Annotated in this window: 18 protein-coding genes; 3 read left to right on the plus strand and 15 right to left on the minus strand. The window is 69.4% G+C overall.

Going from position 1 to position 16497, the window contains the following annotated elements; translation table 11 throughout:
• Positions 1-29 precede the first annotated feature (29 nt).
• From ON26_RS24700 to ON26_RS31810, 13 genes are all read right to left on the minus strand, one after another.
• A complete protein-coding gene (locus ON26_RS24700; protein WP_040799104.1) occupies positions 30-383 on the minus strand; it encodes a hypothetical protein in 354 nt (117 codons plus the stop codon).
• On the minus strand, positions 380-856 hold the full coding sequence (locus ON26_RS24705; protein ID WP_040799311.1) for a hypothetical protein: 477 nt from the start codon (positions 854-856) through the stop codon (positions 380-382). Before ON26_RS24705 ends, ON26_RS24700 begins: the two co-directional genes overlap by 4 nt.
• A gap of 70 nt (positions 857-926) precedes the next feature.
• Complete coding sequence (locus ON26_RS24710) at positions 927-1766, minus strand: hypothetical protein (protein ID WP_051027505.1); 840 nt, start codon at positions 1764-1766, stop codon at positions 927-929.
• A 16-nt stretch (positions 1767-1782) separates the two neighbouring features.
• Positions 1783-2733 carry an MlaD family protein gene (locus ON26_RS24715; protein ID WP_040799105.1) on the minus strand — a complete coding sequence of 317 codons (951 nt, stop codon included), beginning with the start codon at positions 2731-2733 and terminating at the stop codon, positions 1783-1785.
• A complete protein-coding gene (locus tag ON26_RS24720; RefSeq protein ID WP_245546030.1) occupies positions 2730-3779 on the minus strand; it encodes an MlaD family protein in 1050 nt (349 codons plus the stop codon). Before ON26_RS24720 ends, ON26_RS24715 begins: the two co-directional genes overlap by 4 nt.
• A complete protein-coding gene (locus tag ON26_RS31805; protein ID WP_157171994.1) occupies positions 3776-4882 on the minus strand; it encodes an MCE family protein in 1107 nt (368 codons plus the stop codon). The genes ON26_RS24720 and ON26_RS31805 overlap by 4 nt, the downstream gene beginning before the upstream one ends.
• A gap of 1 nt (position 4883) precedes the next feature.
• Entirely contained in the window at positions 4884-5903 is a 1020-nt protein-coding gene (locus ON26_RS24730; RefSeq protein ID WP_040799107.1) for an MlaD family protein, read from the minus strand.
• Entirely contained in the window at positions 5903-6919 is a 1017-nt protein-coding gene (locus tag ON26_RS24735) for an MlaD family protein (RefSeq protein ID WP_040799109.1), read from the minus strand. Before ON26_RS24735 ends, ON26_RS24730 begins: the two co-directional genes overlap by 1 nt.
• Positions 6916-7938, minus strand: a complete 1023-nt coding sequence (locus tag ON26_RS24740; RefSeq protein ID WP_040799111.1) for an MlaD family protein — start codon at positions 7936-7938, stop codon at positions 6916-6918. The genes ON26_RS24735 and ON26_RS24740 overlap by 4 nt, the downstream gene beginning before the upstream one ends.
• A 6-nt stretch (positions 7939-7944) precedes the next feature.
• Positions 7945-8829, minus strand: coding sequence for an ABC transporter permease (locus tag ON26_RS24745; RefSeq protein WP_040799113.1), 885 nt, complete (start codon positions 8827-8829; stop codon positions 7945-7947).
• Positions 8829-9650, minus strand: a complete 822-nt coding sequence (locus ON26_RS24750) for an MlaE family ABC transporter permease (RefSeq protein ID WP_051027508.1) — start codon at positions 9648-9650, stop codon at positions 8829-8831. The genes ON26_RS24745 and ON26_RS24750 overlap by 1 nt, the downstream gene beginning before the upstream one ends.
• 187 nt (positions 9651-9837) lie before the next feature.
• Positions 9838-10473 carry a TetR/AcrR family transcriptional regulator gene (locus ON26_RS24755; protein WP_040799115.1) on the minus strand — a complete coding sequence of 212 codons (636 nt, stop codon included), beginning with the start codon at positions 10471-10473 and terminating at the stop codon, positions 9838-9840.
• A 93-nt stretch (positions 10474-10566) separates the two neighbouring features.
• Positions 10567-12276, minus strand: a complete 1710-nt coding sequence (locus tag ON26_RS31810) for a hypothetical protein (protein ID WP_051027513.1) — start codon at positions 12274-12276, stop codon at positions 10567-10569.
• A 193-nt stretch (positions 12277-12469) separates the two neighbouring features.
• Between ON26_RS31810 and ON26_RS24770 the strand changes: the two genes are divergently transcribed.
• The 3 genes from ON26_RS24770 to ON26_RS24780 all read left to right on the plus strand — a co-directional run bounded on the left by ON26_RS24770 (position 12470) and on the right by ON26_RS24780 (position 14006).
• On the plus strand, positions 12470-13015 hold the full coding sequence (locus ON26_RS24770; RefSeq protein WP_040799119.1) for a carboxymuconolactone decarboxylase family protein: 546 nt from the start codon (positions 12470-12472) through the stop codon (positions 13013-13015).
• Positions 13016-13117: 102 nt separating this feature from the next.
• Positions 13118-13492 (plus strand): VOC family protein, encoded by a 375-nt coding sequence (locus ON26_RS24775; RefSeq protein WP_040799121.1) that lies wholly within the window; start codon positions 13118-13120, stop codon positions 13490-13492.
• A 79-nt stretch (positions 13493-13571) separates the two neighbouring features.
• The gene (locus ON26_RS24780; RefSeq protein ID WP_040799123.1) at positions 13572-14006 is read left to right on the plus strand and encodes a PPOX class F420-dependent oxidoreductase; all 435 of its coding nucleotides are present in this window, start codon (positions 13572-13574) and stop codon (positions 14004-14006) included.
• Here ON26_RS24780 and ON26_RS24785 read toward each other — a convergent pair.
• Positions 13993-14697: a polysaccharide deacetylase family protein gene (locus tag ON26_RS24785; RefSeq protein ID WP_040799324.1), complete on the minus strand. Its 705-nt coding sequence runs from the start codon at positions 14695-14697 to the stop codon at positions 13993-13995. The genes ON26_RS24780 and ON26_RS24785 overlap by 14 nt on opposite strands.
• Before the next feature lie 97 nt (positions 14698-14794).
• A complete protein-coding gene (lpdA, locus tag ON26_RS24790) occupies positions 14795-16198 on the minus strand; it encodes a dihydrolipoyl dehydrogenase (protein ID WP_040799127.1) in 1404 nt (467 codons plus the stop codon).
• Positions 16199-16497 lie beyond the last annotated feature (299 nt).

A 16497-nucleotide genomic window follows, 5' to 3' on the forward strand; every position in this document is an offset into this window, starting at 1 on the left:
CGGGGCCGGCCGGAACACGGCCCACTCGTTCAGTCGGTCACCTTCGGGTGCCCGGCCGAAGCAGCTCGGAGCCACAGGGTGCGCGTCTCGACATCGACCAGATAAAAGATGCGACCGCCGGCGGTGACTTCGAATTGCCACTGCTCCATCTCGACCCCGCGATGCCGCGCCGTCGAGAGCCGACCCTTCAACCGGTGGTGCCGCGAGGTCGGCACCGGCGCATCGGGCCGCGCGCGCAATACCTCCCATGCGGCCAGGGTGTTTGCCGGCGCTTGCTGACACAGGACTTCCCATCCCTTCGCCGCCTCGCCGGTCGCGAACCGCAGCTCCCAGTGTTCGCGGCCCGCCGGCGGCGCGACCCGATCCCCCCGCTTCCCGCTCATGCCCTTTCCGGCTCAGGGACCGGGCCCAGGTCCTCGTCGGAGTCCCGGCCGAGGATGGCGGCCAGCTCGGGATCGGCCAGGACTTCGGCCGTGTGGCGCCAGCTCTCGATCACCTGCACGACGGGCGCGGGGTTGTGCAGCGAATCCGCAGCCCGCATCGTCGAGACCAGTTCGAGGACGAACTCCTGGACCTCCGAGCGGGATAGGAACGCGACCCAGGGAAACACCTCCGGTAAGACATCGGTGACCAGCCGACGAGCCTCGGGGGCGCGCTGCATCATCGCGACGAACATCTGCGTGGTGACCGAAGCGGCCGTGCGCTCGAGCTGTGCGCGCGCGGCAGTGGTCAGCACCAGATCTTCGGCGTCCCGGCGACGGACGAGCAGCGCCTGTTCAGGAGTACGACGCAATCGCTCGACCGTGGCCTTGCCGTGCAACTGCAGCTCCGAGAAAAGCACCTCTTGAACGGTCATACTTATAAAGTACTTTAAAAGTATCGAGCTGTCGATCGCTACCGCCTGCACGGCGCGCCGTTCCGGATCGTCAGCGGCCGCCGCTGCCCGGGGCGCCCGCGCCGGGGAGACCACCGCCGACACCGCCGACATCGGTGATGGTCCAGTTCGAGGCGCGGTCCATGGTGACCGTGTAGGTGGCGGTGGCGGCCACGCCGTCGGGGGTCTGCTTGCTCTTGGAGGTCATGTCGACGAAGACCTGGACCACGAAGCGGTCGCCGTCGGACTCGGAGACATCGGCGGCGAGCAGGCGGGCGGTCGCGGTGTACTCCATCTGGCTCAGCCAGGGGCCGACCACGTCGACGGCGGCTTCGAGCTTGGGGGCCAGCTGTTCGGTGACGCCGTCGGTCAGCGCCTTGCGCCAGGCATCGAGGTCGCGGTAGTCGACCTCCGAGACGCGCAGGGCGTACTGCGAGGCGGCGGTTTCGGCCGCGGCCTCGGTGTCCAGGCGGGATTGCAGGGCTGACAGCTGGTCCGCTGAGTCGTCGGTAGCCCAGAGCACGCCGAACGTGACGGCCGCGACCAGGGCGAGGACCGCCAGGACCGCGACGGCGCGGACGGACTGCCACCACGGCGTGCGGGAGTTGTTCGCCTCCCGCGCATGGGGTTCGGCGGCTTCACGGCCTCCGGCGCTCCGGGAATCGGCGCCTTCGGTCTCGCCCGCCGCACCCTTGTCACTCGCGACCTTCACCGTTGCGACCTTCGTGGCCGCGACAGGCGTGGTCGCGGTCTCCGCAGTCCCGGCCTTCGCGGTATCGGCTTGGGTGGTCTCGCTCTTCGCGGTCTTGCTCTCGGCGGCCGCCGTCTCGGCGATCTCGTCCGTCGAGGTCTCGTTCAGCACGCCCTCGTCGGTGTCGGGAGCATCGGTCATGATTCTTCGTCTCTTCTCATCGGGGAACGGTCACGGTGAAGCGGACGCTCTCGCCCGGCAGTGTCGCAATCGCCTGTTCGAGCAATGTGCCCAGGTCGATCGTTCCGAGCAGCGGGCCGGTGGCCTGGGTCGCGGGCCGCAGCGCCACGCCGATGGCGCCGATCTCGGGAGCCATCTTCGCCAGATACTCGAACAGTTGCTCCTCCTGATCACGCCAGGACCCGAGGATCTCGTCGCCGCGCAGCACCTGCGAACCGGCGAACAGATACTTGTAGGAGACGCCGAGAGTCTCACCGAACTCGTCGAGCATCGGCGGCGCCTCGGTGAGCGCGGCGCGGGCCCACCCCACGTCGCCCATCATCCGCACCATCTCGCGCAGCACCGTTTCGAGCGAGCCCTCGTGCCTGGACAAGGTCGCCAGCAGCAGTTCGGCGCCCCGGCGGGCCTGCGGGACCGTGTCGTCGAGACCGACGAGCGCCTCGGAGAAGGCGTCGGTGAGCCTGCGCACGGACTCGGCGTCCACCTGATCGAGCAGGCTCGAGGTGTTGGCGAGCAGATCCGGCACCGAGGTCGGCAGTTCCACCGCCTCGGTCAGGTGTGCGCCGTCTTCCAGCCACGGTCCCTCGGTGGTCTGCGGGAGCAGCGCGAAAACCGGTTCGCCGAGCGCGGAGAGGTTCTCCACCCGCATCTCGCTGTCGACCGGGATGCGGTATTTCGCGTCGTAGGAGAAACGCATCCGGACCAGTCCGTCGTGGCTGCGCACCTCATCGACCCGGCCGATGTTCACACCGCGGTAGACGACCTCGCTGCCCGCTCGCAGCCCGGCCGCGTCGCGCAGATCCACGATCGCGTGCTGGCGGCGTTGCGTCGGGTCGATGGTGAGCACATCGACGACGAGATACCAGGAGCCGAGGATCATCACCGCGACCAGGGCCACGGCCGACAGCCAAGGGGGAATCCGGGTCATGGCAGAGCTCCGATCATCCGCAGGAGAACCAGCCCGTCCTTGGCGGGATCGCCCTCGCCCGCGCCGGCGATGCCGACCTGGCGGATGTCGACGCCGGGACCGAGCAGGAACGGCAGCAGTTTGTCGTTGACCAGCGCGAGCATGTCGGCGGCGTTGCCCGCCAGCTCGTTCGCGCTGGGTGAGGGATCGCGGAGCAACGGCACGATCGTCTCGAGGTTCTCGTTGATGTGCGGCAGGCGCGGTATCAGCCACTCCAGGCCGGAGACCAGCGTGCCCGCGTCGATGACGGTGTTGAGCACCGCGTCCATGAACAGCGGCACGCGTTGCAGGCGCCGGCGGGCGACATCGGAGAAGACGAAGCCCACCTCGTCGCGCGCGGCGTTCAGGCGCTGGGTCAGGTCGTCGGTGGCGACCACGATCCGGTCGATCTGGTCCAGATTCGCGGCGGCCGCGCTCACGTCCGTCGCCACCGCGGCCGCGAGCACGCGGGTCTGCGCCGGGTCCTCGGGCAGTACCTCGTTGAGCCGGGCGATCGAGTCCTGCAATCGCATCAGGCTGCCGCCGTTGACGAATGTCGCGATCCGGTCGAGCATCTCCTCGATCTGCGGACCGGGATCGGTCTGCTGGAGCGGGATGGTGTCGCCGTCGCGCAGCGGACGGTCGCCGTCGGTCTCCGGCGGCAGCAACGCGATGTAGATGTCGCCGAGCACGGTCGTCTGGCGCAGTTCGGCCCTGGTGTTCGCGGGGACGACCACCGAGTCGCGCACGTCGATGTGGGCGACCGCGCTGTGCGGCTCGAGGCTGATGGAGTCCAGGGTGCCGACGGAGACGCCGCCGCTGCGCACGTCGGCGCCCGCGGGCAGGCTGAGCAGCGATTCGAACTCGAGGTGCAGCCGGTAGGTCGGCCCGCGCACACCCGCACCGGGCAGCGCGTGATCGCTGGGGTCGAAACCACAGCCGCTGAGCACGAACACCATCGCCAGCGGGGCGGCGATCAGACGGCCCAGCCGGGTGCGTGTGCTGGTCCGCGTGCGGGTGATGGTCACGGAGTCGCTCCGATCGTCGACAGCACCAGTTGGGGAAGGGGAACCGAGACCGACCGCTCCGACAGCACGGTGCAGCTGTCCGGCGCGACCTGTGCCAGCGCGGCGCACACCAGCCCCGCGTCCGGGGTGGCCACCTCGGCGCGCGCCGGTTCGAGTTCGACGCCGAGCGATCCCTCGTGTGACCCGACCATCGTCTGCAACATGCCCACGACGCCGGGGATCTTGGCGAGCAGCTCGCCGGAGTTCTCGGCCCGGGTGCGCACCATCGTCAGGATCGGCAGGGTCGAGTTCAGCGTGTTCATCAGGTACGGGAAATGGTCGTGGAAGAGCCGGTCCAGCGGACCCACCGCGGCGGACAGCCGCTCGACGAGGTCCTTGACGACGACGAGCATCTCCGCGATCGAGCCGAGGCCCGGCCCGAAGGTCTGCAGGGTGATCTTGACGTCTTCCCAATCCCGGCTGACGAACTCGCTCATCGCGGCCGAGTTGTCGAGCAGGTCGCCGAGCTGGGCCATGAAGCTGTCCGGTGTCGCCAGCAGATCGGCCAGGTCCCGCAGCTCGCGGTTGAGCGTGGGGCCGAGTCCCTCGACCTGGCCACCGGCGTCGCGCAGCACCGCTTCCAGCGGCGCGGTGCCGTCGGGGCCGAGTTCGGTGATCTGCCTGACCAGTGTGGAGAACGATCCGAGGGCGTCGGAAACGCTGACCGGCGTGCGGGTTCGGCTCTGGTCGATGCACGTGTCCGACGGCAGCTTCGGTCCCGCGCCCGGATCGGCGTCGACGAGTTCCACCCGCCGATCGGTCAGGATCGAGGCATTGGCGATCACCGCGCCGGTCTCGGCGGGCAGTTCCCGCCGATCGGTGCGCATGTCGACCCGCACTCGCGCGCCGTCGGGCTCGATACCGCGCACGGTGCCGACCGTGACGCCGCGGATGGTGACCGGCGAGCCGGGATAGAGACCGAAGGAATCGTCGAAATACGCGCACAGCGAGCTGGTTTCGCTCCCGCTCACGGCCCGCACGGTGGCCGCTCCCGCGAGGGCGAGCGCTGTCGCGGTCACGGCCGCCACGGCCAGTCGTCGTTTTCCGGTGAAATGTGTACGCACGTCAGCACCGTGTTCCCGGCATCGGGAGGCAGGCATCGGGCCGCTGGACCGTCAGCCCGCTCTGATCGATCAGCACCTGCCCCTCGGGCCCCGCGACCCCCGCGAGTCCGTTCAGGGTGGTGGCTATGGACGTCATCATCGAATCGACCTGGGCGCGCAATTGTTCGCCCTGGTCCGCGGCCTCCTCCAGCGGCGGCAGCAACGGCTCCACCTTCTCGGCGTAGGGGCCGCTGAGGAAGTCGAAGAGCGCACCGCTCAGGCCACCGAGCACCTCGGCGAACAGGGCGACGTCGTCGCGTGCGGCGATCATCTGGGGAGCGAGCGTCGCGTACCCGCGGATGATCTCGAGAGCCAGTTGCTGATTGTCGATGGCCGTGTGCAGGTATTCGTTCGACAACTCGAGCAGACCCTCGATCTGGCTCTTCTGCTGGGCGAGCACCCGCATCACCGCTTCGAGGTCGATGACCGTGGAGTTGATCGCCTCGGGCGATTCCGACAGTGCGGCGGAGGTCTTGTCCAGCGCGTTGCGCAATGCCTCGGCGTCGAGTTCCTCGAACACCGCGTCGGCCTCGTCGAACAGATCGCCGACCAGGAAGGGCAGTTCGGCGCGCTGCTGCGGAATGGCTTCGCGCAGCGGCTCGTCCCCCTCCGGACGCACGGCGAGGTACAGGCCGCCGATGGGGGTGAGCATGCGCACCGCCACCGAGGTCCGGTCGCCCAACGCGTACTGCGAGTCGACGGTGAAGGTGACGTCCACGTGATCGTCGGCGAGCGCGACCGAGGCCACCGAGCCGACCGGCACGCCGGCGATCCTGACCTCGTCACCCTCGGCCAGACCGCCCGCTTCGGGCAGCTCCAGCGAGTAGGTGGCGGTGCCGGGCGGGTGCAGATACAGCGCGAGCACGATCGCGAAGATCACCCCGAGCACTCCGAGTCCGGCCAGCGCCCAGCGTGTCTGGGCGGCCGGGTCGGCGTCCTCGGAGCCGAGATCGAACGAGGCGAACCACTGGGGCAGGCCCATCAGGCACCTCCGTTGCAGACGACCAACTGCCTGCCGTGCAGCAGGACGTCGGCGGTGACGGGCAGCGGGAGCAGGCCGTTGCTGCACTGCCGCTGCGGATCGGTGTTCGGGATGAGGGCGTTGAGCCCCTCGAAGACGCCGGGCAGCACCGACAGGGTGCGCATGGCGATCGCCGGATCGGGAATGACCTCCGACACCCGTCGGGTGAACTCGTCCTTGTAGTCGGTGGCTCCCAGGCCCAGCCGCGCCAGCGCGTTCACGGTCCTGCCCACCTCCGACATCTCCAGCGCGCCCTTCTCGACCATGTCGAGGAACTCGCCCATCCGGGTCACCAGCGGCGTGAAGATCGAGTGGAAGACCTGCAGGATGTTCTCCAGGTTCTGCGAGCGCCCCTGCAGGCGATCCGACAGCGCCTGCAGGTTGGTGAGCATGGTGCTCATCAGCGCGCTGCGGTCCTCGGCGTAGGTCGCCAGCGTGGCGATATCGCGCATGACCGGCGTGACGCTGTCCTCGCTGCCGTCGATCACGGCGGCCACGTTCATGGCCAGACGGTTGTACACGGCGGGATCCGCCTCGCGCAGCAGGGGTTTGAGGCCGTTGAAGACGATGGTGATGTCGAACGAGTCCACCGTGTTGGTGACCAGTTCCCTCGGATCGAGTTCCGGGCCGTCCTCGTCGGCGCGCTCGAGTTCGAGATAGCGCTGCCCGGTGAGGTTCTGGAACTTGATCGCGAGCAGGTCGGGTTCGCGCAGCCGGTACTCGTCGAGAACGGTGAATTCCACGATCGCCCGACTGTTCTCCGCGATCGCGATATCGACGACCTTGCCGATCTGAACGCCGCGCAACCGGACGTCGGTGTTCTCCTTCAGCCCGAACACATCGCCGAACTCGGCGCGATAGGTGGTGGTCGACCCGGAGACCGGGCGCTGGATGGCCTGCACGACCAGCACGATGATCGCGACGACCACGCACGCGAGCACGCCGAGCCGGATCGCCGCCTGTCCCGGTGTCCTCATCGCGGCACACCGCCGATCGCCTCGATCGGCATCCGGAAGGCCGGGAATGTCTCGACCAGCACATCCACGCCCAGCACCACCTTGTCGCCGTTCTTGTACAACGCGCCGTCGAGTCCGTCGATCAGGCGCGTCATCTGGTCGGGGGTGACATTGCTCAGCGACCGGTTCAACGGGATGATCAGGTCGAGCAGCATGTCGACCGCGTCCGCGGTAGGACCGAGCTCGTCGGCCACGGTGCCCGACAGGGCGAGCACGAGATTCGAGACCTCGGTGATCGTGTCGCTGGCCTGCTGCGCGCGGGCTTCGTCGTCGAGTTCCTCGACGGCAGCCAGGGAGTACAGGATGCCGAGCGCCGAGGGCGTGAAGACCGCCGTTCCCTCGGACACGTCGGCCATTCTGGGCAGCATTTCGCTCAGTGACATATTCCTCGCCCGCGCCGTCGTGCGCGCCACCAGCAGGGCCGAGGCGAGCAGCGGCGCCATCTGCTCGGTGAGCGCGACCGAACTGTCGATCGAATCCGACAGCTTCGTGGTCACCGCGTCGAGCAGCAGGCGGCCCGAGTCGCGCAGCACGGTGGTGACGGTGTAGTCGCCGACCTCGCCCAGATCGAGCACGGTGCTCGGCCCGATGGGCGTTCCGCCCGGCATCGGGATGAGCTCCAGGGCGGTCGAGCCGAAGATGTTCGACGAGACGAAGCGCGTGTGCATGGCTGTGGACAGCTCACGCACCCGCTCCTCGTCGACGCTCAGGGTGACCACCTGCATGTTGGGACCCTGTGCCTGGACGTCGACCACCGAACCGATCGGCATGCCACGCAGGCGCACCGCGGTGTCGGTGGACACGCCGTCGCCGAGATGCGCGGCCCGCACCGCGAATTCGATCTGCCCGTCCCGATCCGGCCGGCTGATCTGCCACGCGCCCGCGAGCACGACCGCGACGACCGCGATCACCCCGATGCCGCGCACCCGCAGACCCCACGGGGTCGGGCCGTGCGCTGAATACAATGCTGCTCTGCTCATCTCACCTCACCCCGAGAAACTGACCGTCGCGTTGAGTCCCCACATGCACAGCGTGAGGATCATGTCGGCGGTCACGATCAGCACCAGGCTGGCGCGGATCGCCCGGCCCGAGGCGATGCCGACGCCCTCCGGTCCGCCGCTGGCGTGGAAGCCCTCGTAGGCGTGCACCAGCGTGACCACCAGAACGAACACCACCACCTTGATCAGCGAATAGATCAGGTCGCTCGGCTCGGTGAACATGTGGAAGTAGTGGTCGTAGGCGCCGGAGGCGTTCCCGGCGACGAGGGCCACGGTCGCGCCGGTGGTCGCGAAACCCAGGGCCAGCGCGATGAGGTATGACGGGATGACCGCCCCGACAGCGGCGATGAGCCGGGTGGAAACGACATACGGGATCGGGTCGATCGCCTGCGACTCCAGCGCGTCGATCTCCTCGGAGATGCGCATCGCGCCGACCTCGGCGGTGATCCGGCACCCGGCTTGGGCGGCGAAGCCGACGGCGGCGATCAGTGGCGCCAGCTCGCGCGGATTGGCCAGCGCCGACATCGCACCGGCCAGCGGCCCCATGCCGAGCATGTCCAGGGCGGAGAAGCCGACGATACCGACCACACCGCCCGCGACGATGCCCATGATGGCCAGGACCGGGGCGACACCTCCGCCGACGATGACCGCGCGGCCGTTGCCCCAGGTCAGGTCGGTGAAGATCGCGACGGCATGGCGACGGTGGCGGCGCAGCGCGTGCCCGATGCCGAGAATCGCCTGCACGATGAAATGCATGACGTGCCCGAGGGATTCGATCGGTGACCACAGCCGTTCGGCATGCCGCGTCCAGCGCAGCGCCCTCGGCCGGTATCGGGTCGGCACCGCGACCTCACCGGCGTGCGGAGAAGACATCAGAGAAACCTCATGGGGACGAACATCAGAACGATTTGGGTGATCACGAGATTGGCGACCATGCAGGCGAGGATGCCGAGCACGACCGCGGCATTGACGCTGTCGGCCACGCCTTTCGGCCCGCCCTTGGCCTCGAGCCCGCGATGGCTGGAGATCACCGCGACCACATAGCCGAAGACCGCGGCTTTGCCGAGGCAGACGATCAGGTCGGTGACCGAGGCGAAGCTGCCGAACGACATCCAGTACGAACCGGGCGCCACGCCCTGCCCCAGCGAGGCCACCGCGAAGCCGGCCACGATGCTCATCAGGATGATCAGCACCGACAGCATCGGCGCGACCACGACCATGGCCAGGATGCGCGGGGCGACCAGGCGCCGGTGCGGGTCGACGCCCATCGTGCGCAGCGCGTCGATCTCGTCACGGATGGTGCGCGAGGCCAGGTCGGCCGAGATCGCCGAGCCGCCCGCGCCGCCGATCAGCAGCGCGGCGGCGAGCGGGGCGATCTGCTGCATGACGCCCATGCCGCCGACCGCGCCCGCCATCGAATTGGCGCCGACGTTGTCGGTCATGCTGCCGACCTGGACGGCGATGACCACGCCGAGCGGGAGGGCGACGAGCACCGCGGGCAGGGCGGACACCGAGACGAAGAACCAGCCCTGGACGACGGCCTCCCGCAGCGGGAATCGTCCGCGCACGAGGTCGACGACCAGCAGCGTCGAGGAGCGCACGCCGAGCCGGAACAGTCGTCCGAAGGTGCGCGTGGACTCGGTCGTGCGCGTCGTCGCGGCCCCCTCGGGGCGGGCGTCGACTGGAGCAGTCATCGGGAATTCCTCTCCGTACGGAGGATCGGGCTGGTGCGTGGGGCCGGCTGCGGACGCATTCGGCTGCCGTGGGCGGGCGCGCGCGGGCGCGCGGTAGCGACGGCTCTCCGGGTCCGGGCTGAAGGCGGCAGCTGTCGCCCGATCGGACTTCGTATGTGCGGTGGACGGGTCTCGGTGGTCGTTGCCCTCAGTGGGTGTCGTCGGGGGCTCGCGGAACGAGCAGGAAGGAGAACATGGTCCGGGCGAGCTTGCGCACCCCGGCATCGGTGGCGGCGGCGGTCCCCAGATCCGGTGTGAGCCAGACGCTGGCGAAGAAGCGGGAGACGAGTTCCGCGGCCACCTCGGTGTCGATCTCGGCGCCGGTGCGTTCGGCAACGCCGTCGAGTTCGTGTCCCACCGCGGCGATCAGCATGGCGGCGACCTCGGGATCGCGTATCACCGGAAGCGCGCCGTTGTCGGCGACCAGCCTGCGCGCCACCGGATGGGTGCGCGCCACCCGCACGGCCTGCACGATCCACTCGATCGCGCGCTCCAGCGGGTCCTCGATCGCGTCGGTGGCCTCGTGGAACCGGTCGACGACGCGCGCGAGCTCCCAGGCGAGTGCGCGGCGCACGAGATCCTCTTTGGAGACGAAGCGCCGGAACACGGTCGCCCGGCCCACGCCGGCCTCCGTGGCGACGTCGGCCACGGTCATCCTCTCGATGCCGTGCCTGCTGAGGCAGTCGATGGCCGCTCGCAGGATGGCCGCGTCGGTCGTATCCCCTTCGTCGGGAGAGGAGGCCAGTGCATCGATCAGCAGCGAACGCACCGGTTTGAGACTCATAGTTCGGTGAGAGTATCACCGATCTCACCCGCCGAGAAGATCCATTTTCGGCGGGCTCGATTCACGGACGGAATACAGCCGCCCGGACCGTGGTCAGCAGTCGGTCTGGAAGGGGAAGCAGGCGTTCGGCCCCGGCGGGACCGTGGTCGGCTCGACGGTGACCGTGCCGGAGACACGCGTGCTGCTCGGGACCGGCTCGGATACGCCGTCGTCGGTCGTCTGCGCGGTGACGATCATGGCGACCACCGCGATCAAGCCGAGCCCCGCGATCACCAGCACAATCCAGGCCGGCGCACCCCGCAGGCGCGACCGCGGCTTCGGGGCCGGGGCCGGGGGCGGCGGCGCGAAAGGTGGCGGAGCCATCTCGTCGCGCGGCAGCGGTTTCAGCCTGGCGGGGCCTGCCGTCGGGTCCGCCGGGTCCGCGGGCGTCGGATCCCATCCGGACTGCGCGTATCCGGGCGGCGGGGACGAGGGCGGAGCATCCGGCTGCGCCTGCGGGGCCACCATCTCTTCCTGCGGCAGCGGCTTCAGCCGCGTGGGGTGGGCCGTCGGCTCCGGGGGGTCCGTGGGCGACGGCTCCCATTCCGGCGGCGCGTATCCGGGGGACGAGGGCGGGGCGTCCGGCATCGGGGGCGCCGCGGGTGAGGATGTGACGCCCGGAGGCGGCGGTGCGGCGGGCGGGGGTGTGTCGCCGGGCGAAGGAGGCGGCGGAGCCATGGGCGAGTGGGTGTCGCCCGGGGACGGGGGCGGCGGGGCGAACGAGGTCGCCGGCGGCACATAGGGCGGCGGGGTGCGGTCGGTCGGTGTCGCGGGGTCCGGCGCGACCGCGGATCCACTCCCCGCTCCCGACTGCGTGGGTATCGGGACGGCCTCGGCACGATCCCATCCGGACTCCCCCGGCGACGCGCCGGAGGACCCGGCCGCCGCGTGCGGCGGCGCGGGCATCGGGATGGCCCCGGACGGAGTTCGCTCGGGCTCGGAAGCAGACACCGGCACGGCCGCGAAAGGCTCCTCGCCGGACCCCGGGGCCGCGAACTCGGGAGCCGCGGGCACCGCGGACGCGGACTGCTCCCGATCCGACGGATCCGAAGAGACGGCCGCGGGCGGAGACGACTCCCCGACCGACGCCGGAGCGGACGGTCCCGGGGCGGGCCGGGGCGAGGCGGAAGTCCGCCTGCGCGGCTCGGGCCCGCCGGGATTCCGGTCGACGAACCCGTCGTCGCGCAGATCGGCGCGCGACAACCCGTCCCCCATGTCGAGCGCGTCGACCGCACCGAGCACCCGGTCGATATCCCACACCGCGGGTTCGTCGCCGAACTTCTCGATATAGGAACGGAACTCGGCGGTGTCGGTGACATTGGCGACGACCACGTCGAGGCCGGGGCGCAGAGTGGTGCGCGCGGGACGCACCACGACGCCCCGATAGGGCAGCAGCGCGACGAATCCGCACACATGACCCGGGTCGAGCAGCGCCCGTTCCAGGGTGGCGCGCACCGCGTAGATCCCGTGTTCGAGCTGTTCCGACGGCGAGGACTCGTCGTCGAGCACCACCGGCTCGCCGCTGATCTTCCACGGACCGTCCGCCCGCGCGCTCAGGATGCCGCTCTGGCGTCGCTGGAAACCCCTGACCTCCGCGACCGTCATTCCGCGCGGGGTGAACAACACGGCGTCGACCCGTCGGCCGCCGCGATCGACCCGCACGTCGACGAGCGTGAGACAGGTGGTCGGCACGGCGCGCAGGCAGTCCACGAATTCTCGTTCGGCCGCGGACAATTCCGCCTCCGGCCTGATCCTCACCAGCATCGCGTCGCCTCAGCCCCTGTTCGTGACCCGTGTGGGGCGCATCGACCCCCTGCCCCGGTACTGATGATGCCGGGCCGGGGCGCCGAAAACCACCGCAGCGCGAGGAACATCGAATCGAAGGGCCCGGCGGGTAGGCTCGGCGCACGGTCCGGCGGCGCCGCCCGGGCCGATCCGACGGCGGGAGGCAGCGACGATGACGTCCACGTCACGGGCACGGATCGATCCGGGCCGATTCCGTGCCCTCGGGCCGGTCAACTGGGTTGTCTGGCAGGTTCTTTCGCGCGCGGCAGGCACCGCGGACGCCCAGCTGTTCAGCACCCTCGGCCGCACCGGTGGCCTGTTCCGCGGCTGGTTGCACTTCTCCGGCAAGCTCATGCCGGGCGGGAAGCTGTCGCGCCACGAGTCCGAACTCGTCATCCTGCGCGTCGCCCACCTGCGTGAGTGCGACTACGAGATGGACCATCACATCCGCCTCGGCAGGCGCGCGGGCGTCACCCCGGAAATTCTCGACCGGGTGCGCATCGGCCCCGCCGCCCCGGCCTGGTCGGACAAGCGCCGCGCACTGCTGAAGGCGGTCGACCAGTTGGTCGCCACCCGCGATATCGACGACGCGACCTGGGCCGAACTGTCCGCGCACTACGACGAACGCAGGCTCATCGAGATCGTCCTGCTGGTGAACCAGTACGAGGGCCTGGCCTCGACCATCACGGCACTGCGCGTGCAACGCGACCGCTTCTGATCACCACCGAGGTCGGCGGCGGCTCGGCGCACCCGAAATAACCGTACGCCGTACGGTGTACTATGTACGGAGTTGCCCGCCACGACCCGTTCGGAGTCTCCTTTGCAGATCACCGGCACCGCCCTGTCCCTGAACGTCGCCGACCCCGCCGCCTCCGCCCGCTTCGTCACCGATCACTTCGGCTTCACCGAGCAGATGTCCGCCGACGGCTTCGTCTCGCTCGCCCGGCCGGACGCCGGAAACCTGATCTTCCTGCGCACCGGCCTGCCCACCTTCAAGCCCGCCGAGATCGCGGGCAGCGCGGGCGAGGGCCTGCTCGTCGTGTTCGTGGTCGAGGACATCGACGCCGAATACGACCGCTTGCGCGGCGAGGGCGTTCCGATCGTCACCGAGATCGAGACCGAGGAGTGGGGCGAGCGCTACTTCCAGATGCGCGACCCGAACGGCATCATCTTCCAGCTGGTGCAATGGGTCTGACCCGACCCCGGCGGGCCGCCCGCACCGGCGGCCCGACCCCACCGGGAACGCGTCCGGCGCCCGCGTGGTTGCACCGACCATGGAACTCAGCCACGCAGTCGAATTCGCCCGCACCACCCGCAATTCCGTCCTGACGGCCCTGCGCCGCGACGGCCGCCCCCAGCTCTCCAATGTCCTGCACGTGGTCGACGACAACGGCCTGGTCCTCATCTCCATCACCGCCGACCGCGCCAAGTACCACAACCTGCGCCGCACCCCCTGGGCCGCCCTGCACGTCACCGGCGACGACTTCCGCTCCTACGCCGTCCTGGAATGCGAGGTCGACCTGACCGACATCGCCACCGATCCCCACGACGCTGCCGTCGAAGCCCTCATCGCCTACTACCGCGCCGGCGCGGGCGAACACCCCGACTGGGACGACTACCGCCGAGCCATGGTCGCCGACCGCCGTGTCCTGGCCCGCCTCACCCCGGTACGCGCCTACGGTCTCCTCCGCGAGGTCAGCTCTTCATGAGTTCGGAGACGGTGACGAAGCGGTAGCCCTGGGCGCGCAGGTCCTCGACGATCTGCGGGACGGCGGCGAGGGATTCGGCGGCGTTGCCGTACATGACGTGCAGCAGGATGATCGAGCCCGGGCCGGCTTCACGGACGGCCTGCTCGGCGATGGTCTCCGCGGTCGCGGTGACGCCGGAATCCGGTTCCACGTCCCACATGACGGTGGTGCGGTCGTGGTCGGCGAGGTAGTGGGGCAGGCTCCAGAGCTTCTTGCCGTAGGGCGGGCGGAACGTGATCGGGCCCTGGTAGCCGATGCCGCGCAGGGCCGTGTCGGTCTTCTCGACCTCCTCGCGGACGGCGCCGGGCGAGACGAAGACCATGCGGCGGTGGGTGTAGGTGTGGTTGCCGAGTTCGTGACCGGCCGCCATGATGGCCCGCGCGTGCTCGGGCCTGGCGTCGACGTCGCGGCCGTTGAGATAGAAGGTGGCGGTCACATCGAGTTCGTCCAGTACCCGCAGCACGTCGGGGGCGCGGTCGCTCGGGCCGTCGTCCAAGGTCAGCGCGACGACCTTCCGCTGGGTGTCCACGCGGTCCACGAGCGTGCCGGCCAGCTGATAGGAGCGGGCACTGATCAATTGGTATCCGCCGATCGCCACCACCACGACGATCACCAGGCCGACAGCAATACCGATCCATCCTCCGCGACGCACCGGCCCATGGAAGCACATCACGCGCCCGGCCGCAGGCCCCGGAAACGACGGCAGCGCCCGGCCCGGGAAGGGCACAGGCGCTGCCGCGCAGGGAGACTCAGAAGTTGATCATGTGTCCGGCCAGGCCGTGGATGGCCTCCTGCATGGCTTCGCTCAGCGTCGGGTGCGTGTGCACATTGCGGGCGAGTTCGTTGACGGTGAGGTCCCACTTCTGGGCCAGCGTCAGCTCCGGCAGCAGTTCGGAGACGTCGGGGCCGATGAGGTGGCCGCCGAGCAGTTCACCGTAGCGGTTGTCGGAGATCAGCTTGACGAAGCCGTTGGGGTCGCCGAGGCCGTGCGCCTTGCCGTTGGCGGTGAACGGGAAGGTCGCGACCTTCACGTCGTAGCCCTCGGCGCGGGCCTGCTCCTCGGTGAGACCGAAGCTGGCCACCTGCGGCTGACAGAAGGTGGCGCGCGGCATCATCCGGTAGTCGCCCAGAGGCAGCGTCTCGGCGCCGCCGATGGTCTCGGCGGCCACCACGCCCATCGCCTCGGCCACGTGCGCGAGCTGGAGCTTGGCGGTGACATCGCCGATGGCGTAGATGTGCGGCACGTTGGTGCGCATGTAGTCGTCGATGGCGATGGCGCCACGGTCGGTCAGCGCCACACCGGTGTTCTCCAGGCCGTAGCCCTCCACGCGCGGGGCGAAACCGACGGCCTGCAGCACCTTGTCCACGGTGACGGTCTCGACGGCGCCGGACTTGTTGTCCTTGATGGCGACGGTGACCTTGGCGCCGTCGTCGTCGATGGACTGCACGGCCGCACCGGTGGTGATGGTGATGCCGAGCTTCTTGTAGGCCTTGGTGATCTCCTTGGAGACGTCGGCGTCCTCGTTGGGCAGCGCGCGGTCGAGGAACTCCACGATCCGCACGTCCACGCCGTAGTTCTTCAGGACGTAGCCGAACTCCATGCCGATGGCGCCGGCACCCACGATGAGGATCGAGCCGGGCAGGTCACGGGTGGTGATCTGCTCCTCGTAGGTGACCACGTTCTTGCTCAGCGAGGTGCCGGGCAGCAGCTTGGTGACGGTGCCGGTGGCGATGATGGCGTTGTCGAAGGTGATCGACTCCGTACCGCCCGCGCTCAGCTCGACCGAAAGGGTGTTCGCGTCGACGAAACTGCCCTTCCCGTCGTACTCGTCGATCTTGTTCTTCTTCATCAGGAAGTGGACGCCCTTGACCCGGCCGTCGGCGACCTTACGGCTGCGGTCGAATGCCGCGCCGAAGTCGAAGCTGACGTCGCCGGAGATTCCGAACGTCTTGGCTTCCTTGTGGAAGATATGGGCGAGCTCCGCATTGCGCAGCAGCGCCTTCGACGGGATGCAGCCCACGTTCAGGCACACGCCACCCCAGTATTTCTGCTCGACAATCGCTGTTCGCAGGCCGAGTTGTGCGGCGCGGATCGCGGCGACGTAACCGCCGGGACCAGCACCGAGAACGACGACATCGTAGTGGGAAGTCACGCTGTCGAGCCTAACTCTGCCGATGCGAGTTCACCCACCGCGCCCCCGCATCGATGAGATTCGGGCCACATCGCGCGGCCCGGCCGAGCATCATCCCGGCGCGGCGACACGACAGGATTCATACATATCGGCTATCACCGCCCGGCCGGGCCTCGCCGGCGGCTCGGCGGAAGTTGCCGCCGAAGACCGTGGCCTGGTCCTCGGGGCCGAAACCGCGCCCGCCGGTACCTCGGCGCGTCCGGGACGCCGGCCGAGCCGGTCGGCTCCGCCGGCCCCACCCACTGCAGCGGCCGCACAGA

This window comes from Nocardia higoensis NBRC 100133, assembly GCF_000308595.1.
GTDB classification, from domain to species: Bacteria; Actinomycetota; Actinomycetes; order Mycobacteriales; family Mycobacteriaceae; genus Nocardia; species Nocardia higoensis.